This is a genomic window from Streptomyces taklimakanensis (assembly GCF_009709575.1).
Taxonomy (GTDB): domain Bacteria; phylum Actinomycetota; class Actinomycetes; order Streptomycetales; family Streptomycetaceae; genus Streptomyces; species Streptomyces taklimakanensis.
The window spans coordinates 3,256,842-3,283,506 of record NZ_WIXO01000001.1 but is presented as its reverse complement, the minus strand read 5'-3'; the positions used below and the strand labels follow the sequence as shown (position 1 = coordinate 3,283,506).

Annotated in this window: 28 protein-coding genes; 26 read left to right on the top strand and 2 right to left on the bottom strand. The window is 71.7% G+C overall.

The genetic code is table 11. The features are described from left to right. The first annotated feature begins 24 nt into the window (after window positions 1–24). The 24 genes from F0L17_RS14455 to F0L17_RS14340 all read left to right on the top strand — a co-directional run bounded on the left by F0L17_RS14455 (window position 25) and on the right by F0L17_RS14340 (window position 23,928). Complete coding sequence (locus F0L17_RS14455; protein ID WP_155071396.1) at window positions 25–3,165, top strand: hypothetical protein; 3,141 nt, start codon at window positions 25–27, stop codon at window positions 3,163–3,165. 59 nt (window positions 3,166–3,224) lie between these two features. Next, window positions 3,225–3,914: a hypothetical protein gene (locus tag F0L17_RS14450; protein WP_155071395.1), complete on the top strand. Its 690-nt coding sequence runs from the start codon at window positions 3,225–3,227 to the stop codon at window positions 3,912–3,914. A gap of 1 nt (window position 3,915) precedes the next feature. Further along, complete coding sequence (locus F0L17_RS14445) at window positions 3,916–4,557, top strand: hypothetical protein (RefSeq protein WP_155071394.1); 642 nt, start codon at window positions 3,916–3,918, stop codon at window positions 4,555–4,557. After that, window positions 4,554–5,048, top strand: a complete 495-nt coding sequence (locus F0L17_RS14440; protein ID WP_155071393.1) for a hypothetical protein — start codon at window positions 4,554–4,556, stop codon at window positions 5,046–5,048. The genes F0L17_RS14445 and F0L17_RS14440 overlap by 4 nt, the downstream gene beginning before the upstream one ends. Next, window positions 5,048–5,521, top strand: a complete 474-nt coding sequence (locus tag F0L17_RS14435; protein ID WP_155071392.1) for a hypothetical protein — start codon at window positions 5,048–5,050, stop codon at window positions 5,519–5,521. Before F0L17_RS14440 ends, F0L17_RS14435 begins: the two co-directional genes overlap by 1 nt. 14 nt (window positions 5,522–5,535) lie before the next feature. Further along, window positions 5,536–7,524: a glycosyltransferase gene (locus F0L17_RS28070; RefSeq protein WP_162466200.1), complete on the top strand. Its 1,989-nt coding sequence runs from the start codon at window positions 5,536–5,538 to the stop codon at window positions 7,522–7,524. A gap of 97 nt (window positions 7,525–7,621) precedes the next feature. Continuing rightward, window positions 7,622–8,323 (top strand): hypothetical protein, encoded by a 702-nt coding sequence (locus F0L17_RS14425; RefSeq protein WP_202917879.1) that lies wholly within the window; start codon window positions 7,622–7,624, stop codon window positions 8,321–8,323. 2 nt (window positions 8,324–8,325) lie between these two features. Continuing rightward, window positions 8,326–9,033 (top strand): hypothetical protein, encoded by a 708-nt coding sequence (locus F0L17_RS14420; RefSeq protein ID WP_155071390.1) that lies wholly within the window; start codon window positions 8,326–8,328, stop codon window positions 9,031–9,033. Beyond that, window positions 9,033–9,839, top strand: coding sequence for a hypothetical protein (locus tag F0L17_RS14415; RefSeq protein ID WP_238419380.1), 807 nt, complete (start codon window positions 9,033–9,035; stop codon window positions 9,837–9,839). The genes F0L17_RS14420 and F0L17_RS14415 overlap by 1 nt, the downstream gene beginning before the upstream one ends. Beyond that, a complete protein-coding gene (locus F0L17_RS14410) occupies window positions 9,830–10,420 on the top strand; it encodes a hypothetical protein (protein WP_162466199.1) in 591 nt (196 codons plus the stop codon). The genes F0L17_RS14415 and F0L17_RS14410 overlap by 10 nt, the downstream gene beginning before the upstream one ends. Beyond that, window positions 10,417–10,800, top strand: a complete 384-nt coding sequence (locus tag F0L17_RS14405) for a hypothetical protein (protein ID WP_238419378.1) — start codon at window positions 10,417–10,419, stop codon at window positions 10,798–10,800. The genes F0L17_RS14410 and F0L17_RS14405 overlap by 4 nt, the downstream gene beginning before the upstream one ends. A 178-nt stretch (window positions 10,801–10,978) precedes the next feature. Beyond that, window positions 10,979–11,413, top strand: coding sequence for a hypothetical protein (locus F0L17_RS14400; RefSeq protein WP_162466198.1), 435 nt, complete (start codon window positions 10,979–10,981; stop codon window positions 11,411–11,413). A 279-nt stretch (window positions 11,414–11,692) separates the two neighbouring features. Then, window positions 11,693–14,725 (top strand): hypothetical protein, encoded by a 3,033-nt coding sequence (locus F0L17_RS14395; protein WP_155071389.1) that lies wholly within the window; start codon window positions 11,693–11,695, stop codon window positions 14,723–14,725. A gap of 103 nt (window positions 14,726–14,828) precedes the next feature. Next, window positions 14,829–16,154, top strand: a complete 1,326-nt coding sequence (locus tag F0L17_RS14390) for a hypothetical protein (protein WP_155071388.1) — start codon at window positions 14,829–14,831, stop codon at window positions 16,152–16,154. 57 nt (window positions 16,155–16,211) lie between these two features. After that, complete coding sequence (locus F0L17_RS14385; protein WP_155071387.1) at window positions 16,212–17,906, top strand: poly-gamma-glutamate hydrolase family protein; 1,695 nt, start codon at window positions 16,212–16,214, stop codon at window positions 17,904–17,906. 221 nt (window positions 17,907–18,127) lie between these two features. Beyond that, window positions 18,128–18,388: a hypothetical protein gene (locus F0L17_RS14380; RefSeq protein ID WP_155071386.1), complete on the top strand. Its 261-nt coding sequence runs from the start codon at window positions 18,128–18,130 to the stop codon at window positions 18,386–18,388. Between the two features lie 94 nt (window positions 18,389–18,482). Further along, on the top strand, window positions 18,483–19,199 hold the full coding sequence (locus tag F0L17_RS14375) for a glycine-rich domain-containing protein (RefSeq protein WP_338018261.1): 717 nt from the start codon (window positions 18,483–18,485) through the stop codon (window positions 19,197–19,199). A gap of 18 nt (window positions 19,200–19,217) precedes the next feature. Continuing rightward, a complete protein-coding gene (locus tag F0L17_RS14370; protein WP_155071384.1) occupies window positions 19,218–20,354 on the top strand; it encodes a hypothetical protein in 1,137 nt (378 codons plus the stop codon). Window positions 20,355–20,362: 8 nt separating this feature from the next. Beyond that, the gene (locus F0L17_RS14365; protein ID WP_155071383.1) at window positions 20,363–20,665 is read left to right on the top strand and encodes a hypothetical protein; all 303 of its coding nucleotides are present in this window, start codon (window positions 20,363–20,365) and stop codon (window positions 20,663–20,665) included. Next, complete coding sequence (locus tag F0L17_RS14360; RefSeq protein ID WP_155071382.1) at window positions 20,665–21,732, top strand: N-acetylmuramoyl-L-alanine amidase; 1,068 nt, start codon at window positions 20,665–20,667, stop codon at window positions 21,730–21,732. Before F0L17_RS14365 ends, F0L17_RS14360 begins: the two co-directional genes overlap by 1 nt. A 24-nt stretch (window positions 21,733–21,756) precedes the next feature. Further along, window positions 21,757–22,131 carry a hypothetical protein gene (locus F0L17_RS14355; RefSeq protein WP_202917878.1) on the top strand — a complete coding sequence of 125 codons (375 nt, stop codon included), beginning with the start codon at window positions 21,757–21,759 and terminating at the stop codon, window positions 22,129–22,131. Next, entirely contained in the window at window positions 22,128–22,430 is a 303-nt protein-coding gene (locus tag F0L17_RS14350) for a hypothetical protein (RefSeq protein WP_155071381.1), read from the top strand. The genes F0L17_RS14355 and F0L17_RS14350 overlap by 4 nt, the downstream gene beginning before the upstream one ends. A gap of 114 nt (window positions 22,431–22,544) precedes the next feature. After that, window positions 22,545–23,450: a tyrosine-type recombinase/integrase gene (locus F0L17_RS14345; RefSeq protein ID WP_162466197.1), complete on the top strand. Its 906-nt coding sequence runs from the start codon at window positions 22,545–22,547 to the stop codon at window positions 23,448–23,450. A gap of 172 nt (window positions 23,451–23,622) precedes the next feature. Next, complete coding sequence (locus tag F0L17_RS14340) at window positions 23,623–23,928, top strand: hypothetical protein (RefSeq protein WP_155071379.1); 306 nt, start codon at window positions 23,623–23,625, stop codon at window positions 23,926–23,928. A 269-nt stretch (window positions 23,929–24,197) separates the two neighbouring features. Here the strand turns inward: F0L17_RS14340 and F0L17_RS14335 are convergent, their stop codons facing one another. Beyond that, window positions 24,198–24,461 carry a GntR family transcriptional regulator gene (locus tag F0L17_RS14335; protein ID WP_238419376.1) on the bottom strand — a complete coding sequence of 88 codons (264 nt, stop codon included), beginning with the start codon at window positions 24,459–24,461 and terminating at the stop codon, window positions 24,198–24,200. Window positions 24,462–24,638: 177 nt separating this feature from the next. Between F0L17_RS14335 and F0L17_RS28525 the strand changes: the two genes are divergently transcribed. Together F0L17_RS28525 and F0L17_RS14325 are read left to right on the top strand one after the other, a co-directional pair. Next, on the top strand, window positions 24,639–25,214 hold the full coding sequence (locus tag F0L17_RS28525) for a DUF6415 family natural product biosynthesis protein (protein ID WP_420802418.1): 576 nt from the start codon (window positions 24,639–24,641) through the stop codon (window positions 25,212–25,214). A gap of 390 nt (window positions 25,215–25,604) precedes the next feature. Continuing rightward, complete coding sequence (locus F0L17_RS14325) at window positions 25,605–26,138, top strand: tyrosine-type recombinase/integrase (RefSeq protein ID WP_162466196.1); 534 nt, start codon at window positions 25,605–25,607, stop codon at window positions 26,136–26,138. 109 nt (window positions 26,139–26,247) lie between these two features. Here F0L17_RS14325 and F0L17_RS14320 read toward each other — a convergent pair whose 3' ends face one another. Next, window positions 26,248–26,616, bottom strand: a complete 369-nt coding sequence (locus tag F0L17_RS14320) for a VVA0879 family protein (protein WP_155071375.1) — start codon at window positions 26,614–26,616, stop codon at window positions 26,248–26,250. Window positions 26,617–26,665 lie beyond the last annotated feature (49 nt).

The window sequence follows — 26,665 nt, the reverse complement described above, 5'->3', positions numbered from 1 at the left end:
ACACCGGACGGAAAGGGGTGGCGCGTGCCCTCCGGAGGTAACTTCACCAACTGCGGCTGCGGGCCGGACGCCGAGGTCTGCGACTCCCCGACTCAGCCGGTCGCCACGGTCGGGCTGTGCCTGGCGGACGGCACACCGATTGCGGTCACCGTCGTGCGGGACTGCGCCGGGGCCACCATGTCCGAGGGGTGGCTCAACCTCACCACGGGAGTGTTCTCGCCCGGCGCCCCGCCGGCCGGAGTGCAGGCGTGCGGCGACGCCAGCGCGTTCGAGCTGGCCGGGGTGCTGTGCGACACCGACCCGGCCACCGGCGACGTCCTGGGCCTGGTCCTCCTCCAGTACGCCTACAACTCGGACGGCTCCCTGGCGTCGGTCACGCTGCTGGACGCCGCCACCGGCCAGCCCTACACCCTCCAAGGGGAGTTGCGGCACTGCCCGGCCGGCATCGAGCAGCCCGAGCAGGACGTCCTCGAACTGTGCGACACCGCGGCTGACGGTACCGTGACCGCGTTCCTGCGGGACTTCCGGCGGGACGAGAGCGGCGCCATCGTCGGGCACAGCGACTACACCCTGGACGGGCAGCCCTACACCCCGGCCGGCACCGTGGACCGGTGCGGGACGCCGTGCCGCCACTGCCAGACGCACATCCTGTGCGACGTGGACCCGGCCGACCTGGAGTCGGTGCCGCAGATGACCGCCGTGAGCACCCTCCCCAACGGCGTCCGCTACGCCGTCACCGGGCACATCCTGTCGTTCGGGGAGCCGTGGTGGGTCAACAGCACCCCCACGCAGATGTGGGAGTTCAGCGAGCCGGTCCGCGCGGAGTGGAGCGCGCGGGTGGCTCGCGCCGGGGACTGCTACGTCATGCCGGAGGGCACCGTCGCCGGCACCATCGCCCCCGAGCACTCGTGGGACCCGGACACCCGCACCCTGTGCGCGACCACCTCCAACACCGCGGCCACCTCCACGTTCTCCCACCCCGGCGCGGCCTCCCTGGAGTTCACCGCGCCCGAGCCGACGCCGTACAACACCCGCAGGGTCGGGCTGATGGCCGTGGCCCCGGAGCGGGTGCCGTTCGCGCGGACCCTGTGCCGGGACTGCGACGGGCAGGTCGTGGAGGTCACCGACACCGGCCTGGACGGCACCACCCCCTACACGCCGTCCGGCACCGTCAGCGTGTGCCAGCCCGCGCCGGAGGACCCGGAGCCGTGCCGGGACGCCACCACGCTCATGGTGTGCGACCTCCCCCAGGACGGGGAGCCGGACCCGACCGTCACCGACACCCCGCCGGGCCCCTACGAGACGCAGGCCGGGACGGAGGCCGTCGCGGGTGGCGCCGCCGCCCTGTGGTCCGGAGGCACGCTGACCATCCCCGCCGACACCGCGCCCCCGCCGGATGGGAGTCCGCAGTTCCTCCGCACGGTCGCCGCGACCGTCCAGGCCCCGCGGCCCGGATGCGACACCGGCACGGCCACGGTCACCGCCACGCTCCGCGCCGAGCGGACCGGCCCTGACCCCGCCTGCCTCGGCTCCGGGTACATGCAGCTCCTGGCCGGCGGGACCGCTGTGGATTCGGCGTCGGTGGTAGAGAGCACCCCGGTCGGGAACGTGGAGACCCTGACCCTCACCGCGCAGGTCCCGGCGGCCGACCTGGCGGCCGGGAACGTGGCCCTGTACGGCGTGTGGGAGACCTACCAGATCGGCGCCTCGTGCCCCGACGGCACCAACGCGGACGGCGCCCAGGTCGGCGGCTGGACCCTCGACCAGTTCACCGCCGATGTGGTCTACGACCAGGCTGGCTGTGAGACGCAGTTCCTCCGCACCGTCACCGTGGACTGCGAGACCGGGCAGGTCGTCTCCACCCACGACACCACGATGGACGGGCAGCCGTACACCCCCGCCGGCGAGATCGGCCAGTGCACGGCCGCCGGAGGCAGCACGCCGCCGGAGCCGTGCCGGGACACGAGCACGCTCCTGCTGTGTGACCTGCCCTCCGAGGGCGAGCACGACGGCGCCCCCACCGCGACCGACGACACCGCGTCCCTCACCTACAACCCCGGCCCCGGCCACACCCCCCTGCCCGGAGGGGCGCCGCCTCTGTGGGCCGGCGACCCGTTCACCATCCCGTCCGACTCGGACGGCAGCGCGGGCTCCGGCGATCAGGTCTACCGGATGGTGTCCGCGCGGCTGACCCCCTCGGCGGCGGTCCCCGACTGCAACGACGGCACCGTGACCGTCACCGCGGCCATGGACGTCACCAACGACGGGCCAGCGGCGGGCGGCGGCTACTCCGGCCGGCTGCTGCTCCTGTCCGGCGGCGCCCAGGTCGACGAGGACCCGCTCACCAGCAGCAGCCCGGTAGGCGTCACCCAACACCGGACCGTCACGGCCCAGGTGCCGCTGACGGAGTTCGAGGCCGGCGCGGTCGAGATCATCCTCATGGTCGAGACCTGGCAGAGCCAGCCGAAGTCCTGGACGGCGGAGAACTTCACCGCCTCCTACGAGATCGGGCAGCCGCCCGAGGGGTGCCAGCCGCAGTTCCTCCGCACGATCGTCACGGACTGCGAGAGCGGGCAGATCGTCTCCAGCACGGACACCACGCTGGACGGGCAGCCGTACACCCCCACCGGGGAGGTCGGGCAGTGCGTCCCGGCCGGCGGGGGCGGGGAGTGCTGCCCGCCCCCGGAGCCGTGCCCGGCCCAGTCCGTGATCGAGGCGTGCCGGTGTGACGACACCGACGGCGACGGCGCCGCCGACACCGAATATGTGGAACTCCTGGGCGTGGACTGCGACGGCGTCCTGACCAGCCTCGGCACCTACACCCCGGACCTGTCCGGCCCGTACACGCCGGTGGCTCCGGTGGAGTGCGGGACCGGCGGGGGCGAGGCGCCGTCTGTGGCGGTGGTCCAGGCCCGCCGGGTGCAGCTCGACCCCGGCGCGGTGTGGGATGCCGCCTCGGTGCCGCTGCTCCAGTCCGTGACCGCCACCGCGCACGGGGGCACCGGCACCATCACCACCGCCGACGGCGACAGCACCCTGTTCACCGGCGAGTCCGTCACGTGGTCCGTGGTCCGTGACGGGGACACGTCCCTGACCGGCCCTCTGGTGATCGCGGCGGACACCGGGACCGTGACCGTGGCGTTCACCCGCGCGACCACCCCGTAACCACCGGCCCGGCCCGCCTCGGCGAGGGGGCGGGCCGGGCCTCTACTCCTGGAGACCTCATGGCAGGCACCGTAGGCAGCGCGGGCGGCTCCGGCGGCCCCGAGCGTGAGCTACTGCTGCTGTGCGACACCGACCCGACGGGTGCGGTCACGCCGTTCCTGCGCCGGTACACCGTCGCGGGCGACGGCACGGCCACCGCCGCCGACACCGCCTTGGACGGCACCACGCCGTACACCCCGGCCGGGACGGTCGGCGTGTGCGAGACCACGGACCCGTGCACGCGGACCGTGATCGAGCGGTGCGGCTGCGACGACGCCGACGGCGACGGCACCGGCGAGGTCCCCTACACGGAGTTGTGGGCCATCGACCCGTGCGACGGGCAGGCGCCGGTCCTCCTGGGCACGTACCGGGACGGGGACTTCACCCAGCCGTACACGCCGGTCGCGCCGGTGGAGTGCACCGCGTCCTCGCAGGACCCGGCCCCGGTCCTGACCGGGGCGAGGCGCCTGACCGGGGACACGGTGCTGGACGTGGCTGGCCTCTACCCCGGGCTCCAGTCGGTGACGCTGACCGTCGTCGCCGGGGAGGGCACCGCCACCACCAGCGACGGCACCGTGACCGTCCCGGCCGGTGCCACGCTGACATGGAGCGTCACGACAGACAGGGACGAGGCCCTGGCCGCCTGGTCCGGCGGCAGCACCGGAGCCGGGTCCGATGTGCTCCTCCACTACACCTACAAGGGGGCGTGAGGTGGCCGGTCCCTGCGGTCGGGTGTACCGCATCGACCCGCGGATCGCGGCCTCGGAGTGCAACGCCCTCAAGGAGACGACGGGCGGGCTCCTGGTGCCGGAGGTCGTGATCGAGGCCGAGCCCGGTATCCGTGTCACGCCCCCGGCCGAGGGGGCGTGCCCGGCGGTGTGGCGGGTCGGTGTCGACGGGTCGTGGATGCAGACACCGGTCATGAACTTCGGGCACACCCTCAGCGGCGCCCACCGCGCGTGGGAGGTGGTCACGCCGGTTCCCGCGATCACGGTCCCCCGAGACGGGGTGTGGGTGGTGGACTTCCAGGTACGGGGCGCGGTCAACATTCCGGCCAGCGCCTCCACCAACCAGGCCGCCGGCATGACCGCCGGGCTCTACAAAGACGGCGTCCTCATCGGCGGGTCGGAGCTGCTGGTGCTCCATCACACGCTGAACGCCGGGGACCAGAACACGGCCGCGCAGACCACAGCCTGCCGGCAGTTCGTCCACGGTTTCACCGCCGGGCAGACGGTGCAGCTCGCCGCCGCCCGTCTGGGCACCACCGGGTCCGTGTCCATCTACAGCACCACGGACGGCCGGAGCTACATCACGATGCACTGGATCGGGCCGACAGGAGACACAGCGGCATGACCGGCACCCACGCGCACCTCCACCCCCGGCCCGCCCTCGTGAACGGGCTCGCCGTCATGTCCGTCAACCCGCTGCCGTTCGCGGCGGACCAGGCCAACACGTGGATCGACCTCCCGGGGACGGACGCGGTTCTGCCGGAGGCCGGGACGTACAACCTGGACGCCACATGGCGGGCGCAACTCCAGGGCGTCGGCCCGATCCACCACTACGTCACCGGCCGGATCTGGGACGTCACCGCCGGGACGGTCGTGCCGGACAGCGGAGCGTGGGTGTGCACGATCATCGAGTACCGCAGCATCGCCGGGCAGACCGGCGATGACCGGACCGCCGACGCCCACGTGCCCTACACGATCCCCGGCCCGCGCACGATCCGCATGCAGGCCATGTGGGTGCCGGACCCGGACCCGGCTCTCAACCCGCCGACGATCGCCCGCATGCTCTCCGCCCCGAGCGGGCCCACGCGTCTGCGGTGGACGAAGGTGGGCGGCTGATGACCGGCACAGCGGCCTCGCTGCGGATCACCAGGCACGGGTTCGCGGTGCTCCCCGCGAACGTCAGTCTCCAGGCCACCGGGTCCGGCGCGTGGACGAACACGGGCCTCCAGGCCACGCTGCCGGAGGCGGGGGTCTACCACCTGGACGCGTCGGTGCGCGGACTCCTCAACGGCGCGTCCAACGTCAACGCCTACGTCCTCGCCCGCCTGCTGGACGCCACCACCGGTCTCCTCGTCCCGGACAGCGAGGTACTGGTGCACCAGATCGCGATTGCTCACGGGGCCGGCGATACGTCCGTGGCCGTGGGCGGGAACCGGTCCGCCTCGATCAGCGTCCGCTACGCCGTCCCCGCGCCGCGCACGGTGCGGCTTCAGGTGGCGCGGGTCACCGCGACGGGCGCCACCACCAACGCGGCCGTCTACTCCGACGGCAACGGCCGCACGACGCTGCGGTATCTGCGCGTCGCCTGACACGAGAGGACACGATGAGCCACATGCGCGTGCTGGTGGCCCTGCCCCTGTACGACCAGGAGCCGCTTCCTGCCGGCGCGTTCGTCACGACCCGCGAGTACGTGCGCGGGCTCGTCACGGCCGGCCACGCGGTGCAGGTCGTGACCACCGTCCGCGACGACAGTGAGCCGCGCACCGTGGACGGGGTGCAGGTGTGGCCGCTGCGGTACTGGCGGCGCGCGGTGCGGGCGGCGCGGCCGGAGCTGCTGATCACCCACCACGGAGACCGGAAAGCCGCGCGGATCGTGGCCCAGACCCCGGGTGTGGCGCACCTGCTGATGGTGCACGGCATGTCCGAGAACCGGGAGTTGGGGTCGCCGGGCCTGGTGTGGTTCCCGTCGTGGGCGTGCCGGTCCCACTACCCGGCCTACCGGGGGCGGGTGCTGGTGCTGCCGCCTCCGATCGACCCGGCCCGCTACCGCACCACGCCCGGACGGCTGGTCACCCTCACCGGCACCACGGACGCCAAGGGCGTGGACGTCCTGGCTGCCGTGGCCGAGCGGATGCCCGGGGACCGGTTCCTGGCGGTGCGGACCGCCGGGCGCCAGGACCCGCCGATGCCCCGGAACGTGGAGTTCGTGGACCGCACGGACCCGAGGGCGGTGTACGCCCGCACCCGGGTGCTGTTGATGCCGTCGGTGACGGAGTCCTACGGGCGGGCCGGGGTGGAGGCCATGCTGTCGGGTATCCCGGTGCTGGCCGCCCCGCTGCCGGGGATGCGGGAAGCGTTCGGGGACTCGGCGGTGTACGTGCCGCGCGAGGACACCGGCCGGTGGGTGGAGGAGATCCGCCGCCTGGACGACCCGGGCGTCTACGCCGCCGCGTCCGCCCGTGCCCGCGCCCACGCCGACGCCCTGGACCACGAGGGGAGTCTCGCGGCGTTCGAGGCCGCCTGTGTCGGCCTGCTCCCGGCCCCTGTGCGGCCCCGCGGCCCGCGCAGGGCCACCGCCCCGGCCGCCCCGCCGGTCGGGGCCCTGCGGCCCGCCCAGGTGGTGGCTTGGGTGCACTTCGGGGTTCCCTACCGGCGCGCGGGCTCGGAGACGATGCTCCACACGATGATGCGGGCCCTGGCGGACGCGGGCCGGGACGTCCTGGTGGTGTGCTCCGCGATGGAGGAGGCGCCGGCCACGTGGCACGTCGACGGTGTTCCCTACGCGTCGTTGCCGCCCGACGCGGCCGAGGCGGCGATCCGGGCGGGCCGTCCCCGCGCTGTGGTCACCCACCACGATTTCGCCGAGCGTGCCATCACCCTGGCCAGGGGCATCGGCGCGCGGTCGGTGCTGCTGGTGCACTCCGATTTCGACCTCCCGGCCCGCGCGCTGGCGTTCGGCCCGGACCTGTGCGTCTACAACACCGAGTGGGTTCGGGCGTCCCTGACCGGCCGCTACCCGGAGACCACACGAGGCGAGTCCATCGTGGTGCGTCCGCCGGTGCTTCCCGGCGAGCACCGGGCCCCGGTCACCGGCGACCGCGTCACGCTGGTCAACCTCAACCGGGACAAAGGCGTCGAGACCTGGAGGGGGGCGGCTGCCGCGCTGCGGCGGCTGCCGTTCCTCGGCGTGCAGGGGGCCCACGGCCGGCAGGTTCTCCGCCCGATCCTGCCGAACATGCGGATCATTCCGCAGACCTCGAACATGCGGCGGGACGTGTGGGCCCGCACCCGCGTGCTGCTGATGCCCAGCGTCTACGAGTCCTACGGCATGGCCGGGGTGGAGGCCCTGGCGTCCGGTATCCCCGTCATCGCCCACCCCACCCCGGGCCTACGAGAAGCGCTCGGCGAGGCCGGGGTGTTCGTGGACCGGGCGGACGTCCCCGCCTGGGCCAGAGAGATTCGGGCGCTGTACCGCGACGGGGACCGCCGCGCGGAGGCGTGCGCGGCGGCTGCGGCGCGCAGCGCGTTCCTCGCCGACCAGGCCCGCACGGAACTGGACACGTGGGTGCAGGCCGTGGAGGGGCTTCTGTGATCCCGTCTGCCCCCGCCCCCGGTAGAGCCGCGCGGATAGACTGATGTGAGAGCCGCTGGTTTTGGGCCGGGCCTCCAGGAACTTGGAGGTTCACGGCATGAGCTGTCCCCTGATCGCCAACGCCGACACCGTCCGCGTGACCCGCCTGGACCAGTGCGGCCGGCCCGTGTGCGGCGAGGACAACGGGTTCGTGTTCGATTGCTTCGCGTCGCTGTCGATGAACCCGAACATCGAAGAGGGCGAGGACGTCGAATACCGGGCCGCGAACGGGCGGGTGTGCGGCTTCAAGCGGGGCTGCCCCAGCTTCCGCGGCTACGACATCGAGCTGAACTTCTTCTCGGTGTCGCCGGAGTTCATCGAGATCACCACCGGCAACCCCGTCGTCTACGGGTACGACGGGCAGCCGATCGGCTTCGACGACTGCTCCGTGAAGTGCGACACCGGTTTCGCTCTGGAGCTGTGGGCGGAGGTGCTCGGCGAGGACGTCTGCGAGGCCGAGGGCGGCGACGGCGCCTGGGTCTACTTCCTGCTGCCGTGGGTGACGAACGGGATGCTCGGCGACATGGAGATCGGGTCGGAGCAGGTGTCGCTGACGCTGTCCGGCGCGACCCGCTCCGGCGGCGGCTGGGGTGTCGGCCCCTACGACGTCATGCCCGTCGACGCGGCCGGTACGCCGGGGCCGCTGCTCACCCCGCTCGGGTCGAACTGCCACCGCCGAACGTTCGTCACGAACACCGCGCCGCCCGAGCCGGTCTGTGACTACACCCCGGTCCTCGGCGACATGTGCCTGGCGTCCTGACCATGGAGGCACCAGACATTGTCGTGCCGGTGCGGGAGTTGTCCGTCAACCAGCCGCTGCGGTACGCGCTGCGGTCCTGGGCGGCGAACCTCCCGCACCGGCGGGTGTGGATCGTCGGCTACCGGCCCACCTGGGCCGCCGGTGTCGAGCACATCCCCACCGTGCAGGACGGGACGAAGTACCAGAACACCACGGCCGCGGTGCGGGCGGCGTGCGAGCACCCGGAAGTCAGCAGCACGTTCCTGCTGTGCAACGACGACTTCTTCGTGATGGACCCGGTCGAGGAGATGCCGGTGCTGCACCGCGGGCCACTGCGGCAGGTCGAGGCGTACTACGCCACCCGCGGCAACGGCAAGTACCTGCGGGGGCTGCGGGAGACCCGTGACTGGCTCACCTCGCTCGGCCACACCGACCTGTTGTCGTATGAGCTGCACGTGCCGCTGCCGGTGGAGAAGAAGGCGATGCTCGCCGTCCTCGACGCCGGCGCGCACCTGGACGTCCTCCACAAGCGGACCGCCTACGGCGTGATCAACGGCCTCGGCGGCGAGCAGGTCGAGGACGTCAAGGTCATGCACCGCGGACCGAACTTCCCCCGACACATTCCGTTCCTGTCGACGATGCCCGACAGCTTCTCGAACGGGTCAGTGGGGACGCTGATCCGCCGCAGCTTCGCCCGGCCGTGCCGTTACGAGCGGCCGGGGAGCCGCTGATGCTGCACCCCGGACCGTGCGAACCGTGGCCGATCGACCCCTCGTGCTGTGACCTGCCCGAGGATGCCGACCCGGCCGAGGTGGAGCGGTGGCAGCGCGTCGCCACGAGCATCCTGTGGGCGCTGTCCGGCCGCCGCTGGGGGCCGTCGTGCCCGCTCACGGTCCGGCCGTGCCGCCGGACATGCTTGGACTCCTACCCGCTGGCGGTGCGGTGGGGCACGGTCGGCCCGTGGATCCCGTACCTGGGCTCGGACGGGCAGTGGCGGAACGCGTCGGTGTGCGGATGCAAGTCGGACTGCTCCTGCGGGGAGTTGTGCGAGGTCCGCCTTGAGGGCCCGGTCCACGACGTCGTCGACGTCACGGTCGACGGGGAGCCGCTGGTGCCGGAGGCGTACCGCGTCGACTCGGCGAATCTGCTGGTCCGTACCGACGGGGAGTGCTGGCCGACCTGTCAGGACATGGCGGCGCCGTGTGACGCGCCGGGCACGTTCTGCGTGACGTACCGGATCGGGCTTCCGCTGGACGAGGCGGCGATCGCCGCGGTGTCCGAGTTGACGTGCCACTACGTCAAGGGCTGTGGCGGGAACTCCTGCGGGTGCGGCAGCAACCGGAAGAACCTCACCCGGCTCAATCGGCAGGGCGTCACGATGGAGATGGCCGACCCGACGCTGATCTACTCCGAGGGCCGGACCGGGCTGCCACTCGTCGACATGTGGCTGACCGCGGTCAACCCCTACCGGCAGATGTCGCCTTCCAGGGTGTACTCGCCTGATTTCAAGCGCCCGCGGAGGACGACGTGGCCCTGACTCCGCTTGCGATTCACGACCTCGCCGAGGCTGTTCTCGGCTGCGTCTGCGAGGCGCTGGACCGCACCGCGATGGAGGTCGACGACTACCCCGGCTGTCCGACGTGCCGGGTGTGTGTCGTGCCGGGGCAACCGGCGTGGGATGGCTGCGAGGATCCCTGCTCCGGCGACGAGGTCGGCGGGCAGCTCTCCGTACACGTGGCGCGTATCTACCCGTCGACGTCGTTCCCGGTCGAGGACCAGCAGGTGCGGGACCTCCGCGAGTGCGTGCCGCCGCCGGTGACCGCGGTCGAGTTGGTCGTGACGCTGCTGCGGTGCGCCCCGTATCCGAGTGAGGAGGGCTGTCCGCCGTCGTGTGAGGAGCAGGCGGCGGCAGCGCGCACACTGCACATCGACGCCGCGACGGTGTTCAACGCGTTGCTGTGCTGTCTGCCGTACACCGGCGGCGGCCGGCGTGGACGGCGGTTCGTCCTCGGGCAGCAGCGCACCATCGGCCCCGAGGGCGGCTGTGTCGGGATCGAGCAGCGCGTGACCGTGGCCCTGCCCGGATGCGCCCCGTGCCCCCCGTTGGAGGACTCATGAGCATGGACGTGTCCGTCACGATCGAGCGGTCCCGGCTGGAGCGGCTGCTTCGCTTGCCGGGCGGGCTGGTGGAGCGGAACCTGCGGCGCCGTACCGAGCGGGTCGCTGCCAGGGCCCGCCAGTTGGCCCCTGGCAGCATGGGCCGCTACATCACCACCGAGGTCGGGCGCGGGCCGCGCGGCCTGACCGGGTCGGTGATCTCCAACCATCCGGCGACCGTGTACGTCGTCAACGGCACCCGGCCGCACATCATCCGCCCTCGCCGGGCGAGGGCACTGCGGTTCCAGATGGGAGGCCGGACGGTGTTCGCGAAGATCGTGCACCATCCGGGCACGGATGCGAACGACTTCCTCTCCAGGGCGCTGCGCGAGGTGCTGTAGGAGGGGACCGGTGGGCAGTGACGGGCCCGCCGGGCGACGTGGCCCCGCCCAGCGTCCTGGGCGGGGCTGCTGCCGTACCGCGAGGTCCCCGAAGGGCGCGGGCTCGGCGGATAGCCTCGTTGCGGGGACGCCGCTGGTTGTGGGCCGGGCCGAACGCGCTGACCGGGGAGAGTGCCGGGTGGCCACCAAGAAGATCGCGCTCAACGTCGAGCCGCACGTCGCCGAGATCGGCGACCACAGACTGCTGTTCCTGCCGGAGGTCATGGGCGACGAGTTCATCGACGCCTACGCCGAGATGCAGGAGGTACACCGGCGCCTCAGCGTCGACACGGAGGATCTCGCCGGAACGGACCCGGAGACGCTGCGGGAGGCGTCGGCCGCGACCCGATCCTTCCTCGCCCGGTTCATGCTGCCGGAGTCGGCGGAGGAGTTCACCGGCATGCGCCTGCCCGACCGGGTGCACGTCGAGCTGCTGGAGTGGGTGGTCGAGCTGTACGGAGGTGGCCGCCCTCCTACGTCGTCGCCCGCCTCTGCGCCAGCATCGCCGAGGGCTGGGACGCGTGGGACGGGCACCTCGCGCTCCAAGGCGTCGACCCGCACACGTGGCCGCTGAGGCGGATGCTGTCTGCGGCTGAGGCGCAGATGGATGCGGCGGCGGAGGACGACGCGGAGCGGGCACGGAACCGGGCGCGGCTGTATGCGCCGCCGAAGGGCGCGCGACGGCCGAGGACGCCGCAGGCCGGTGTGATGACACGGTCGCAGGCGATGAGGCTCGCGCAGCAGGTCTCCGCGGAGGACAGCATGCTCCAGCACGGTCGAACATCTGGCCGATAGCCTTGTAGATGCCGCTGGTTCTGGGCCGGGCAACCCGCTTGCGTGAAGGGGTTGTCCAGTGGCCGACGACGACGTCGTCGGAGGGGCGCGGATCCGCATCACCCTCGACGACACCGGTGTGCAGGCCGACGCGTTCGCCCTGGGCCGGCGGATCAAGGAGTCCCTGGAGCGCGGTGCCCGCGGGGTCGGCAACACGATCCGGCAGGACATCCAGCGCGCGTTGCGACGTGCCGTCAGCGTCAGGATCGAACCGGACCTCAGCCGGTTCGATGCGCAACTCCTCAACGGTCTTCGGCACATCGACTCCCTGGATATCCCCGTCGCGCCGGACCTGTCCGACTTCATGGTCAGGCTTCGGGCCGCGCTCGCCGGTGAGGAGGTCTCCATCCGGGTCGTCCCCGACCTGGACGACTTCGACGCCCGGATCCGGGCGCACCGGCCTCCCCCGGTCACGGCGCAGGTGGACGCCGACCCCGATTCCACGAACCGCCTGGCGGGGGCGCTGGGCTCTCTGAGGTCGGCGCTGCGGATCGTGGGGGGCACGGCCGCGCTGACGTCCGCGATCGGGCTTTTGGGGGCCGCGGCTGCGACGGCGGCCGGGCAGATCGTCACCCTGGTGGCGGCTCTGGCGCCGGCGGCCGGGATCGTGGCCGCGCTCCCGGCCGCGATCACGGGTGCGGTCGTAGCGTTCGGCGCGTTGAAGCTGGCGCTGATGGGCGTGGGCGACGCGTTCAAGGCCGCGCTGACGGAAGACCTGAAGAAGTTCAAGAAGGAGTTGGACGGCCTACCGTCGGCGGCGCGTGCGGCGGCGTGGGAGGTACGCAGCCTCAAGCCCGCGTTCGAGGAGCTGCGGAGCGAGGTCCAAGCGGCGTTCTTCGAGCCCCTTGAGGGGCAGATCAGGAAGACCGCCAAAGCGTTGGGCGGGCCGCTGCGCAAGGGCCTGTCGGGGGTCGCCGGCCAGTTCGGCGCGGCAACTGCGGAGGTGGCCAAGTTCGTCGCCTCGGCGCGCGGGGTGAAAGACGTCGAGGCCATCCTCGCGGGCACGCAGCAGGTCACCAAGGGCCTCACGGCCGGGTTGGTGCCGGCGGTGGAGGGGTTCACCGACCTGGCTGCGGCGATCCAGACGGCGTTCGGGGAGCGGCTGGGGGATGCGCTGGCCGCGCGGGGCGAGCAGCTCGGCGCGTTCATGGAGCAGATCGCCTCCGACGGGCGGGCCGTGGCGTGGGTGGAGCAGGCACTTAGCACATTCCGGCAGCTCGGCACGGTCCTGGAGAACTTGGGGTCGATCTTCGACAGCGTCCTGGATGCGGCCCGCACGGCAGGCGGCGACATTCTGGGCGTGTTCTCCCAGGTCACGGGCCGGGCCGCGAGGTTCTTGGAGAGCGACGCCGGGCAGGCATCCCTCGTCAACATCTTCCGCACGCTGGGGGAAGTCGGGTCCGCGCTCAGTCCGGTGATCACCGAACTGGTCAAACAGGTCGGCGCGTTGGCGCCGGCGTTCGTGCCGATCGTCCAGGTGGCGGGCCCGACCCTGACCAGGCTCCTGGCACAGCTCGGCACGGCTCTCCAGGCGATGATGCCGGGGCTACAGGCGTTGACGTTCGGGCTCGCCGTCGGGCTGTCCGAGCTGGGCCCGGCCCTGGAGCCGCTGGGGTCCGCGCTGGGCGCGCTGGGCACGGCGCTGACGCCGCTCCTGCCTCTGGCCGGGCAGATCGCCGCGACGCTGGGGGCGGTCCTCGCCCCGGCTCTGCAGGCGCTGGCCAGTGTGCTGGGGCCGGTGGTGGAGGCGTTCGCCGCGTCCCTGGCGCCGGTGCTGCCGCAGATCGCCGCGCTGTTCGGGCAGGTGGCCGCGGCGACGCTGCCGCTGGTGGCGGTGATGGGCCAGCAGCTCGGCACGGCCCTCCAACAGTTGCTACCGCCGATCCTGGCGCTCATCCCGCAACTGATCGAAGGGTTGCTGCCCGCGTTTCAGCAGATCCTCACGGCCGTGATGCCGCTGCTGCCGCTCCTGGTCCAGCTCGGGCTCCAGGCCCTCCAACAGCTCCTTCCGCCGATCGTGGCGCTCATCCCGCAACTGATCGAAGGGTTGCTGCCGGCTTTCACGCAGCTTCTGACGACGCTCACGCCGCTGCTGCCGATGATCCTGGACCTGGCGATGGTGGCGCTCCAGCCGCTGATCGCGATCCTCCCCCAGGTCGTGGACCTGGCCGTCTCCCTCCTGGGCCCCCTGCAAGAGTTCCTGCCCGTGCTGCAGCAGCTCCTGCCTCCGCTGCTGCGTTTCGGAACGATCGTTCTGGGCTGGGTCAACTTGGGTGTCGTCCTGCCGATGCTGCAACTGATCGTCGGCGGGCTGAAGCTGTTGATGACGACCGTGACGGCCGTGGTCGGCGTGGTCGCGAGCATGGTCGGCACAGTGATCGGATGGTTCAAAGACCTCTACAACGTCCTGGTCGGCAACAGCATCATCCCGGACCTGATCAACGGCATCATCAGGTGGTTCGCGCGGATGCCGGGCTCGGTGATCAACACCGTGGTCACGATGGTGAGCAACGTCATCGCCCGGTTCGGGGAGATGCCGGGGAAGGCGGCGCGGGCGGTGGGGGACTTGGGGCGGCGGCTCGGCGGCGCGATCTCGGATGCCACCGGCTCCGCCCTGTCGGCGGCCGGTGACCTCATGGCCAGCATCGCGGCCAAGTTCGCCGGCCTGGGGGATGCGATCCTCGCCGCAGTGGGCGACATCGGCGGCCGGATCATGGGCCGGGTCCGCAGCAGTATCCCGTCCGCCGTCCGGGACTACATCCCCTTCCTGGCCAACGGCGCGATCGTCACCGGCCCGACGCTGGCCGTGGTCGGTGAGGCCGGGCCGGAGGTCGTCATTCCCCTGACCCGGCCGCAGCGGGCCCGTGATCTGGCGCAGGAGTCGGGGCTGCTGAGCGTTCTCGCCGGTAAGGCGCCGTCGTCCGGTGCGGGTGGCGGAAGCCGGCCCGCGGCGGCGGGGGTGAATGTCACGTTCAACGTGACCGCGTCGGAGGATGCGGAGGCGACCGCGCGTCTGGTGCTGCGCCGGCTGGCGCAGGTGGGTATCGCCTGACGGGCGGGCGGACCCGGTGCGCGCCGTACCCTGAGAGGGTGTGTCGCTGGTTGTGGGCCGGACGCGGCAGGCCGGCCGTGCCCAGACCACGCAGAGGTGCCTCTTGCTCAGCGACTACATCGCCATCGGATCCAACGAGGTCGCGAACACGGCCCGCCTGGCTGCGTATCTGGAGTCGATGGGGTCGCCTCTGACCAGCGGCTCCGATATCTGTACCTGTGCCACCCTCACCGCGGACGTCCTGGACCAGCCGGAGTACACCACGGCGGACGACCCCGACAGTCCCGCCCCCTGGTACGACCCCGACATTCCCGAGTCCGGGGATTTCCTGGGGTTCCTGCCGCTGGCCGTGGAGGGCGTAGACGACTATCCGGTGACGCGGACGGTGACGAACGCGGTGGTGGGGGGCGGCGCCATCGGGCCGGCGCGGGCACGGCCCCGCACGATCACCGTCAGCGGCATCCTCTTGGGCCTGACCTGTTGCAGTGTCGGCTACGGGCTGCACTGGCTGGCGGAGACCTTGCAGGGCTGCACGGGCGCGGGGTGTGGCGGGGACTGCATGACCCTCTACACCTGCTGCCCCGGCGAGGACATGACGGCGGAGGAGTTCAACGACCGCTACCGGCGCACCTACCGGCGGGTGTCGCTGGTGTCCGGGCCGACGGTGACGGGCCGGGTAGGGAGCGGGGATTGCCAGGCCGGGCGGTGCGCGTCGGGCGCGGACATCGTGACGGTGGAGTTCACGCTGGTGGCCGCGACGCCGTGGCCGTGGACGGACACGATCCCGCTCATGGACGTGGCGCTGCCTCTGGACGACAGCGACGCGTGCATCACGTGGTGCGTGTCGGGCAGCAGCGACCCGGCCTGTGCCGGCCCGTGCCCGCACGCGGAGTGTTTCGACCCGGAGTCGCCGTGCGCGGATCCCGGGTGCGCGCCGCCGGCGCCCCCTTCCCCGGCGCTGCCGGAGACGTGTTTCTGTCTGCCGCTGGCGGTGGAGCGCGACTGCTACGACCTGGACCTGTCGGACCGCCCGCAGTGGTCAACGGACGTGCCGATGATCACCGTCCGGGCCGGCGCCAACGAACTGCGGGGCGTCACGGTCGCCTTCTACGAGAAGGCCGGGGCGCTGGAGGGGCTGCCGTGCGACCAGGTTGCGGACATCAACCGCTGTGGGCCGCATTCGGAGTACACGATCGACTACGTCCCGCCTGGTGGGGTGGTGACGATCGACGGGCAGGTGGGCCGGGCGGTGCTGGAGTGCGGCGGCGAGTGCCGGACGGCGCCCAACGTGTTCGGCCGGGACGGCGCCCCGCCCTCGTTCCGGCCGCTGGACTGCGCGTCGTACTGCGTGTGCATCTCCTCCTCCGCGATCGACCCGCCGGGGCCGGACGCGACGGTGTCCATCGGTGTCAGCGGGCGCGGCTACTGAGCGGGCCGCGTCGTAGACTGGGCGCGAGCTGCTGGTTCTGGGCCGAGCCTTCACTACGTGAAGGGCAGCCCGTTGGCCGACGTCTATTCCTCCTACGCGGATCTCGCGGCGCACGAGACCGAGGGAGTCGCCTACGAGCGGCGGCAGATCCCGGTGTCCGGCAGCATGTGGGCATCCATCGCCATCCACGGCGGCGGCATCGAGCCCGGCTCGGGCGAGGTGGCCCGCGCGGTCGCCGCGGGCCTGATGAACCACTACGAGTTCGCGGGCATCCTGCCGTCGGACAACTACCGCCTCCACGTCACGTCCACGAACTTTGACGAGCCGATCGCCGAGGGCATCGTCGCCGCCTCCGAACGCACCCTCAGCTTCCACGGCTACACCGGTGACGGCACTCCGGTCACGGCGCTGGGCGGCCTGGACACGCCCCGCATCGAGGCGATCAGGGCGTCGCTCACCGCGGCCGGCTTCACGGTGATCGACGCGCCGCCGGAGATCGCCGGCGTGAACCCGAACAACATCGCGAACCGGAACCGCATCAGCGCCGGCGTCCAACTGGAACTGTCCCGGCCGCAGAGGGCCGCGTTCTTCCCCGGCGGGGACCTGTCGCGGTCGATGCGGGACAGCGGACAGCGCACGGACCTCTTCTACCGGTACGTGGAGGCGATCCGGCAGGCGATGCTCAACTACACCCCCTCCCCCGGCCCCGGCGGCGGCGAGGAGGACGGGTGCGCGGTCGAGTACGCGGCGCGGATCGTGGACCGTGACGGCGCGGTCGTCACGGACGCCACCTATCTCACCGAGGTGGAGTGGAACCGCATCCTGAACGACACGAGCACGGGCCGGGTGGTGATCAACCCGGATGGCGACTGCTGCGAGCAGATGGGAGAGGTCCGCTCGTGGCGGCACCAGCTCCACATCTACCGCAACGGGACCTTCGTGTGGGGCGGGCCGATCCTGTCGGTGGAGTGGTCCCACGGCCAGGTCGAGGTGTTCGCCGCGGACCTCTCGGCGTGGCTGTCCCGCCGGGTCCCGCACGACACGATCCGGTTCACGGACCTGGACCTGACGCAGATCGCGGCGTGGCTGATCGCGGACGGGTTCGCCCCGGACGACCCGGGGCACGAGGTGCAGATCGTGGGCGAGGCCGGGGTGACCGGCGGACGCGAGTACCGCAGGCACATCGGGCAGACCTTCGACCACCTCCTGGACCTCGCGGACACCGGCATCGACCTCACCGTGGTCGGCAACAAGTTCGTGATCCTGCCGGAGGACTGGTCGCAGACCGTCGGCGCGCTGACCGACGCCGACATGCCCGACGGGGTGATGGTCGCGGAGGACGGCGCCGCGCTGGGCACGCGGTGGATCGTGGTCGGCGGCCAGGACGGCGACCTCATCGGCACGGCCGGAGGCACCGACCCCTATTACGGGCTGCTGGAGCGCTATGTGGAGCAGTCCTCCATCCAGACGCTGAACTCGGCGAACGCCGCGGCCAGAGCGAAGCTCCGCGCGGCCATGCCGGTGCCGGTGTTCATCGACACGCAGGAGGTGACGCTGAACCCGGACGCGGACGTGGACATACCCACCCTGACACCGGGGTGGTGCCTGGACGTGGCGAGCGTCGCCACCTGCCGGGACATAACCCAACGGTTGAAGATCGTCGGAGTGAGGGCGCTGGTGCAGTCCTCCGGGGCCGTGCCGGGGCAGGAGCAGGTACAGGTGCAGGTGGCGGCGCTGGGGAGTGGTCGGTGATGGCGATGCGTGGGAGCCCGTCCCGGCGGGTGATCGGCAACCCGATCGGTGGCGTGCTGCGGGACCTGGACCGGCGTGCCAGGTCGACCACGAGCCGGGCGGGCAGCCAGGGGCCGGAGGGCCCGCAGGGTCCGGCCGGCCCGCCGGGACCGGAAGGGCCCGCCGGAGCGACTGGCCCCGCCGGGCCGGCCGGTCCGCCGGGGGCGTCGCCGGACGCGTCGGTGGAGGTCACGGACGCTGCGGGCCGGGTGGTGTGGACGTTCCCCTCCGCCCACGCGGTGCCGCCTGTGGTGTCGGCGCTGCCGGTCGATCCGGCGCCGGGAGACGCGACGACCGTGGTGGCGGTGCTGGAGTCGGTGACGGCGACACAGGCGACGATCCGCGTGTGGCAGACGCAGCCACCGGCCGCGCTCGGGGACCAGCCTGCCGTGCCAGCCGGTGCGGGCCTGGCCGTCCATGTGGTCGCGGTTGCCCGAAGTTGAGGGGGCGGCAAACCGCTACCCTTCTTTGTAGCTGCTGGTTCTGGGCCGAGCTTGCCATATGTCCCATTCAGGATGGTGAGCCGCTTTGGCCACAGTGTGCGTCGACGGGGACTTCTTCGAGGTCGGGCCCGACGGCCGGCTGACGATCATCCGCGGCGAGCTCGGGCTCCGTAACCGGGTCATCTACCGCGACCCCGGCAACCACGTCTTCCGGAAAGCCGACTACCCGTGGCTGACCAAAGTCTTCATCGAGGTGCAGGGGGCCGGGGGCGGGTCGGCCGGCGCGAACGCCCGCGACGGCGAGTGCATCGCCCGGCCCGGCGGCGCGGGCGGCGCCTACGCCAACATCATCCTCGCCGCCAGCAGTCTCGGCGCGACAGAGGCCGTGGTGGTCGGCGCGGGTGGTGCTGCCGGAACGTCCAACGGGGCGGGCGGCGCGGGCGGCGCGAGCAGTTTCGGCGGTGTCGCGGTCGCCCAGGGCGGTGACGGCGGCACCGTGTTCATGACGTCGGGTACCTCTCCGGACGTCACGTCCGGTGTGCCCGGTGCGAGCGCGCTGGGCGGGACGGGTGGCCTCACGGCAGGCGGCGGCGCGTCCGGCGGCGCGTTCCGCCTCAACGGTACGAACGGCATGGCCGGCGCGGGCGGCGACTCCCGCATGGGGCAGGGCGGTTTCCCCCGAGCGTCCGAGGGCGACGGAGGCGTGCCGCGCGGGCGTGGCTCCGGCGCCGGCGGCTCCCTGTCGTATGGCGAACCGGTCAACGGCCAGGACGGCGCCGACGGCCTGGTCATCGTCTGGCTCTACGGCTGAAAGGGATGGGTGGTTGACATGGCTCGCTGCGGATGCGGCGGTAGCTGCGGGTGCGCGGTCGCGGCCGGGGAGAACGTCACGATCACGGGCTCCGGATCGCAGGCAAACCCATGGATCATCCACGCGGGCACGGACTGTGCCGACGTCCGCGCCTGCCTCTCGGGTGGTCAGGGCATCGACTACGAACCGGCCACGGGCGTGGTCCGCACGTGCCTCTCCACGGACCCCGACAACCGGCTGGTCTACGGCACGGACGGGTGTCTTCACGTGCCGCCGCAGCCCGTCACCTGCGACGAGGTCCGGCCGTGCCTGTCCGCGTCCAACGGCGCGACCTACGACCCGGCCACCGGCGAGATCGGCACCTGCCTCTCCGTAGATGCGGGGAACCGTCTGGTCTACGGCACGGACGGGTGCCTCCATGCGCCGCCGGTGAGCTGCGACGAGGTTCGGCCGTGCCTGTCCGCCGGGCCGGGCGCGACCTACGACCCGGCCACCGGCGAGATCGGCACCTGCCTCTCCGCGGACGCGGGGAACAACATCACCTACGGGTCGGACGGGTGCCTGTACGTTCCGACCGGTGCGGCGACGGTGACGACCGGATGCGGTGTCACCGGCGACGGGTCCGCCAGCGCCCCCGTCGCCGTGAACGCGGGCACCTGGCCGTACCCGTGCGATATCGCCACCAGCGGCGGCGTCATCGCCTGCGACCCGGCCACCGGCCAGCTCTACAGCGAGCCGCGCGGGCAGGCCACGTTCCGGTCGTTCAACGACGAGCGCACTTACAACAACCTGCCGGTGCCCGCCGCGGCCGACACCCCCGTGGACACGTTCACGGCGTCGATCACGAACCCCAGCACCTGCCGGCCGGCGCTGGTGGTGGTCACCCAGGAGACCGACGTCTACATGACGCTGCCCCCCGGCTCTCAGGCCGCGTGGGGGCAGGGCGGCGACGAGTTCAGCCGGACGTACAACACGGGCAGCTCGACGATGGGGAACTACCACGCCCAGAGCATGAAGCACTACGCGGCGACGGCGAACTTGGCGCCGGGGGCGACCTACACCCACAGCTACGACGTGACGATGGGGCACGGCGCCGGCGGCAGCACCTACTACCGGATTTTCTCCAACATTCGTTTCCTCGTGATCAGCCTGTGAGGGGCGTCATGGCCACGGCATCCGACGAACAGACCTACTACGTGATCTATGACGACGGCTCTGTCGGCCGCATCGTCACCGACACCGGCACCGAGCCCGACCTCGCGAAGGCGGGCCGGTTCGTGTCGCAGGCCGAGTACCAGGCAGCGGTGGACGCGCTGGACGCGGAGCGCGAGCAGCAGCAGGCCGAGGAGGAGGCCATGCGGTCCGCGCAGGCCAAGGCCGACTACGAAGCGCTGGTGGCGGCCGGTGTCCCGGAGGACACCGCGGCCCGCATGTCCGGCTACGACCCGACCGAGGAGTGGTCCTGATGGCCACCCCGATCGGGGCGTCCGCGCTGGTCGCGGCCCTCAAGAAGGAGGGCCTGCGGGTGGTGGAGGTCGGCGGGTGGCGCACGCACAACCGCAACCACAAGGGCGCGTGGGGGCCGGTACACGGGGTGGAGATCCACCACACGGTCACCTCCGGATCGGCCGCCACGGTCCGTATCTGCCGCGACGGCTATGCCGGTCTGCCCGGCCCGCTGTGCCACGGCGTCATCACCAAGGACGGGACCGTGCACCTGGTGGGGCACGGGCGCGCGAACCACGCGGGCCTGGGCGACGACGACGTACTGCGCGCGGTGATCGCCGAGCGCTCTCCCCTCCCCCCGGCCAACGAGACCAACACCGACGGCAACCGCCACTTCTACGGCTTCGAGTGCGAGAACCTCGGCGACGGCCGTGACCCCTGGCCCGCCGCCCAGCTCGACGCCATCGAGCGTGCCGCCGCGGCCCTGTGCCGGCACCACGGCTGGAAGGCCGAGTCCGTGATCGGCCATCTGGAGTGGCAGCCCGGCAAGGTCGATCCCCGCGGCTTCTCCATGACCACCATGCGGGCCCGCATCCGCGAGCGCCTGGACCACGCCCCCGGATGGGACCGGGGTGAGGGAGCGGCCGAGCCTGCGGCCGGAACGGAGGACGAGTTGCCGGAGTACCTGAGCATCGGCCAGACCAGCGCCAGGACCCTGCCGCCCGGCCGGTGGTCGGCGCTGACGTGGGATACGGAGTGGACGGACACCGCAGGTGTTCACCACGAGGGGTACCAGACCGTGCTGACCGGGCCCGCGTCCTACGTGGGGGATCTGCGGGTGCGGGTGGACGGCCTGACGGCAGGTGCCGAGCTCCAGGCCCGCATCGTGCTGGACCGGGCCGACGGGCGTCGCTCCGATCTGCCGTGGGACGAGGCGCCGGCCACCAGCGGCACGACGACGCTGACGATGCCGGTCACCGGCCGGGTCGGGCAGGGCACTCGGCTGCGGCTGATGGTCTGCCACTACGGCGACGAGCCGGTGCGCATAGAGCGGGCCGAGCTCAAGCTCCACGTGTGGCGTGGCTGATGGAGAAGCAGAGGAAGGTCTGACATGCAGAACCTGTACGTGAGTTTCATGCGGACGGTCGTGCCGCTCGTGGCCGGTGTCCTCCTCGGGTGGGCCGCGCGTGTCGGGCTCGACCTCGACGCGGACGCCGCCGCCGGCTACGTCGAGGCCGGGGCGACCGCCGTCTACTACGCCGTGTTCCGTGCCGTGGAGGCGTGGGCCGGGCGCATGGAGTGGGAGCCGCTGCGGACTGTGGCCGGTGTCCTGCTGGGGTGGGCGCGGCCCCCGCGCTACGAGGCTGGCAGGGAGGACGTCGTCAGTATCCGCCTCCGCTTGGACGCCGACCACCTGACCCAGCAGCTCCAGACGGCGACCGCGTTGACCGAGCAGGCGACCTCCGGGCCGGACGGCAAGCCGTGACATCGCCGGACGCCCTGCACGAGCTACAGGCGCTGCGCGACGAGGTTTTGCGTGTCGGCCGGGACGTCGGTGAGATCAAGACGTCGTGTGCGGTGCTCGTCGAGCGGTCGATGCGGACCGAGCAGGACGTCCGGGACCTCCGGGAAGACCTGGAGAGCGAGGTCGGTGCTCTGCGGGACGAGCATGCCGCTGTGCGGACCGAGTTGGAGGACGTGAAACGGCGGGTGTGGATGGCGGTTGGTGGGGTGATGGTCGCCGGTACCGGTCTGGGGTTCCTCGTGCAGTTCCTCGCCAAGTAGTTCCCTCGACCTATGCGGGTATTTTGACGGGCCACGAAACCCCAACACAATGCCTGTTATGTTGGGGTGATGGACCTCTCCCCCCGTTCTTCCGATGAACCGACTTCCCGTGTCGTGTCCGGTCGGATTGTCGACACCCTTCCCGACACCGCGCACTGGCCCGGCGTAGTCGAGGCGTGGCTGTCGTCCCGCCGCTCCCCCCGAACCCGTGACGGCTACCGACGCGAGGTTCGACTGTGGACCGACCACTGCACCGCCTACGGCCTCGACCCGCTCCGCGCGGACCGCACGGTTGTCGAGGCGTACCTCCGCCGGCGCGAGGAAGCCGGCGACTCCGAACGGACCCTCGCCCGCCGCCTGTCGGCGATCACCAGCGTCTACCGGTACGCCGTGTCACTGGGGAGGGTCGCGACCAACCCGGTCGAGCACGTGGACCGGCCGCGGATCGACGCGACGCAGTCGCCGACCGTCGGCCTGAGCCTGGAGGAGGCTCGGCGGATGCTGGAGGTGGCCGAGCGGGAGTCCCCGCGCACGCACGCCTTGGTGGCGTTGCTGTTGTGCGGTGGGCTGCGGGTCTCCGAGGCCCTCGCCGCGCGGGCCGAGCACCTCGGCGTCGACAGCGGCCACCGGTTCCTCCAGGTGGAGGGCAAGGGCCGTAAGCAGAGGCGGGTGCCGGTCACGCCGTTGATGCAGCACGCGATGGATCGGGTCCTCGACGGCCGGGACGGCGGCCTGCTCCTACGCACGGCCAGCGGCCGGCCGTGGGACCGGTCGGAGGCGTGGCGGGCGGTGCGGCGCGTCGCCAAGGCGGCCGAGGTGGCGGAGTCGGAGAAGACCTCTCCGCATTCGCTGCGGCACACCGCGGCGACGCTCCTGCTGTCTGCAGGGGTGTCGCTGGCGCGGGTGCAGGCGCAGCTCGGGCACGCCGACCCGCGGACGACGCAGCTCTACAACCGGCGGTTCGGTGAACTGCGGGGCGCGGCCGGGTACCGGCTGGACGATCTCCTGTCCGGTGGGTGACCGTTCGCTGCGGGTGTGGCGCCGGTTGCTCACGCGTAAGGGGTAATGTCCTACAACCTCCTGTCAGCTCCTGCAATTTCAGGGGTAGGCAGTGACCGACGGGAGGGGATAGCGTGCACAGGGCAACGGTATATGCCAGGTCGGCTATCAAATCCCGCGGCAGGAGGCTGTCATGCGCGCGCACGAGATTGAGCTACTGGGGGGACCTGCAGATGGACAGCGGATTACCGTGCCGGAGAACGTCCAAACGCCGCCGCAGACGGTGGAGCTGCAGGAGTTGCCGATTACCGCGCTGCGCGGCGCGCTGTCGGACGCCCTTGACGAGAGTGGAGTTCCGGCGAGCGTTCTGGAGCGGGCGTTTTCGGTGGACGTCGGCGAGCCGGAGCCGGTGCAGTGCGCCGTCTACCGGCTGGATTGGAGATCCAGGGAAGACGACGGGTCTCCGTGGCGGTACTTCTACGAGGCGGCGGCGTCCTGACTGCGCTTCGGTGAGGTTGCGGGACCCCGTCCTATGTCGAGTAGGGCGGGGTCTTTCGCTGTTCGGAGGCCGGGGCCGCGGCCTCCGGTGGCGTATGTGGTGCCGGTTACTCGCTTAAGCGGGCTGCGCGTGCCACACTGGGGTTGTCCTTATCCAATGTGCTGGCTGGCTGTTGGTGTAGGTGCGGTGTGTCCCCGTCTTCGTGGTGCGGGCGGGGCGGCCAGGGTGCGGCGTTTGCCGGTACCGCTCTCCCCCGTCTTCTGCCTCTCTTATTGGGAGGTGGAGGGCGGGGGCGTGTCGTTTTGGGGAGTGGGTCGGCGGGAGCGGATGACGAAGCTCCCGGCTCCGGTGAGGGTGGAGATCAGTCCGCGTTCGCGGAGCAGGCCCATGGCGCGGCGGACGGTGCCCAGGCTGACGCCGTGGATTTCGCGCAGTTCGTGTTCGCCGGGTAGGCGTCCGCCGACGGGTAGCCGTCCGGTTGTGATTTCCGCTTCGAGGTCGTCCGCGAGTTGCTGGTACCGGTACCGCGGCATGACCGGCTCCTCCGGTTCTCCCATGAGGTGAGGGTCGCGCGTCCGGGTGTTCCTCACATCCTGGGGGCGCGTCTCGGGTATGCAGGGGTAACTCTGTAGAGCTGGGTACAGGTGGGTAGAGGTCGGGTACATTGCGTAACGATGTAACCCCCGGATCGCTGGCTGCGGTCCGGGGGTGTGGTCGACCTGATAGGAGCAGGCGACGTGAGTCAGAGTACCCACAGCGCTTTTCCAGCGTCTCCGGCCGTGCAGTGCGGGCATCCGACGGCGGCGCCGGTGCTGGTGGCCGTTGCGTTGGCCGTTTCCGGTCCTGGTGGGAGGAGTCTCTATCGGTGCCCTCCGTGCGCGCAGCGTCGCCTTGAGGGGCATCTGGGGGCGTGTCGTCGGTGCGTGGAGGAGTCGCCGCCGTACTGCCGGGAGGCGAGGGAGGATCTCGCGGCCATCCATTTGGCGGTCACCCGCGCGGCCGAGGGGGGCGTGCCGCTTCGTGGGGACGAGTTGCAGGCGTTGATCGTGTTGCTGCGTGGGCACGTCGAGTTGCTTTTGCCTGCTGTGTCTGCGGGGGTGGGGAGGCTCTGGCGCGGTGGTATCGAGTGGTACAACGCGGATATGCGGCTGGCCGCGGTCCGACGGCGGTTGGAGAACGGGCCGGGGTCCGGGCTGTCCTCCGCCCAGCAGCATGTTGTGCAACTGGCCCGTGACGTCGCATGGATGTTGGAGGTCACGGCGGTTCCGGAGGGTGATTCCTGGTGACGTGTCCGGCGTGTGCGCGGTGTGGTGAGGCGGGCCCGGATCTGGCGCGGGTCGATGAGGACGTTGATGCCCCGGTGGGGGTGCCGGTGATGTGGTGCGGGCCGTGCCGGCAAGAAGGGCTTGCCAGGGTCTGGGAGGGCGGTTGCCTTCCGGGGGTCTACTACGTGCCGCTGCGGGATGAGCGGCGTCCGCGCGGTACGTGATGGCGCGCTCGGTCTGGCCTTCGGGTTTCGTCTCGGTGGAGGCGGACGGCGTCGGAGGCGTAGGGCCGGGTGCTTGGGTGCCCCGTTCGCCGTTCCATCCCCCGTTGGGCGGCGGGCGGGGCTCTCGTTGTGTCAGATCGTGTCTTTACGGTGGCCTTGGCGGGCCGTCCAGTCGTCGGAGGTTGTCGTGCTCGATCCCACGCGCAGGGTTCTGTCTCCGGAGCAGGTGCGGGCGTTGCTCGCCGAGGCGGCGCGGGAGCCGGCGTTGTACGCGCGGGTGGCGCTTGTGGCGTTGGCCGGTGCCAGGCCGCGGGAGGTTGAGGGGCTGCGGAGGGGTGACTTCGATGCGGATGGTTCGCGGTTGCGGCTCGGTCGTGGGGCTCTGGAGCGGACGGTGCGGGTGGCGCCGTCGGCGGCGAAGCTGCTTGGGGAGGCGGCGGGCCGGGTAGCTGCGGGGACGAGGGGGTGTTTGCTGGAGCCGTGGTCGCCGGTGCGGCTGGTGCAGTCGGTGCGGGGGGCGGCGCGTGCGGCGGGTGTTGAGGCGGGGGTGCACGAGTTGCGGCAGTCCGCTATAGCGGTGGTGTGGGAGGACGGTACGCCGGTTCAGCACATCGAGGCGTATTTCGGGGTCTCCCGGCCGGCGGCGCGGCGGGACCTGGTGCCGGTTCGGGATGGGTACGACGTCGGGATCGCGGATGTGCTGCAGGAGGCGTTCGGCTGAAGGGGTCATGCCGAACGACGGAGGGCCGCCCCGAGGGGGCGGCCCTTTCGTGTGGGTGGTCCGGCCGCCGCCGGGCGTGGGTGGGTGGCGGCGGCCGGGGCTCGGTGGGTCAGGCGAGGGGGAAGCTGTAGGCGATACGCCCGTTCGGCAGTTCGATCTCCCAAGGGCCCACGAACAGGCCGTATGCGGCCCAGTCGCAGCCGCGGCCGGTGTACTTACCACGCCCCTTGTCGAGGGCGCCCAACGTGCGGCCGATGCACTCCCGGCCGAGGACGTCTGAGGCGATGACGGGCTGGTTGGTGCGCAGGTTGGTGCGGGGGTGGTCGGTGAGCGCCTGGCGGAAGTCGGCGCCGGTGACGACGTCCTTGCAGGAAGGGCACTGGAAGGCCCAGTTGAGGGGGTTGTCGCCGAAGCGGTCGCGGGCTTCGGCGACCAGGTCGGCCTGGGTGAGCTTGCGGTGGGCAGTCGCAGTGGTCACGTGCTTCTCCTGGGGTCTTGGTGCGCCTGCCGCCGGGCCGGTGTCATCC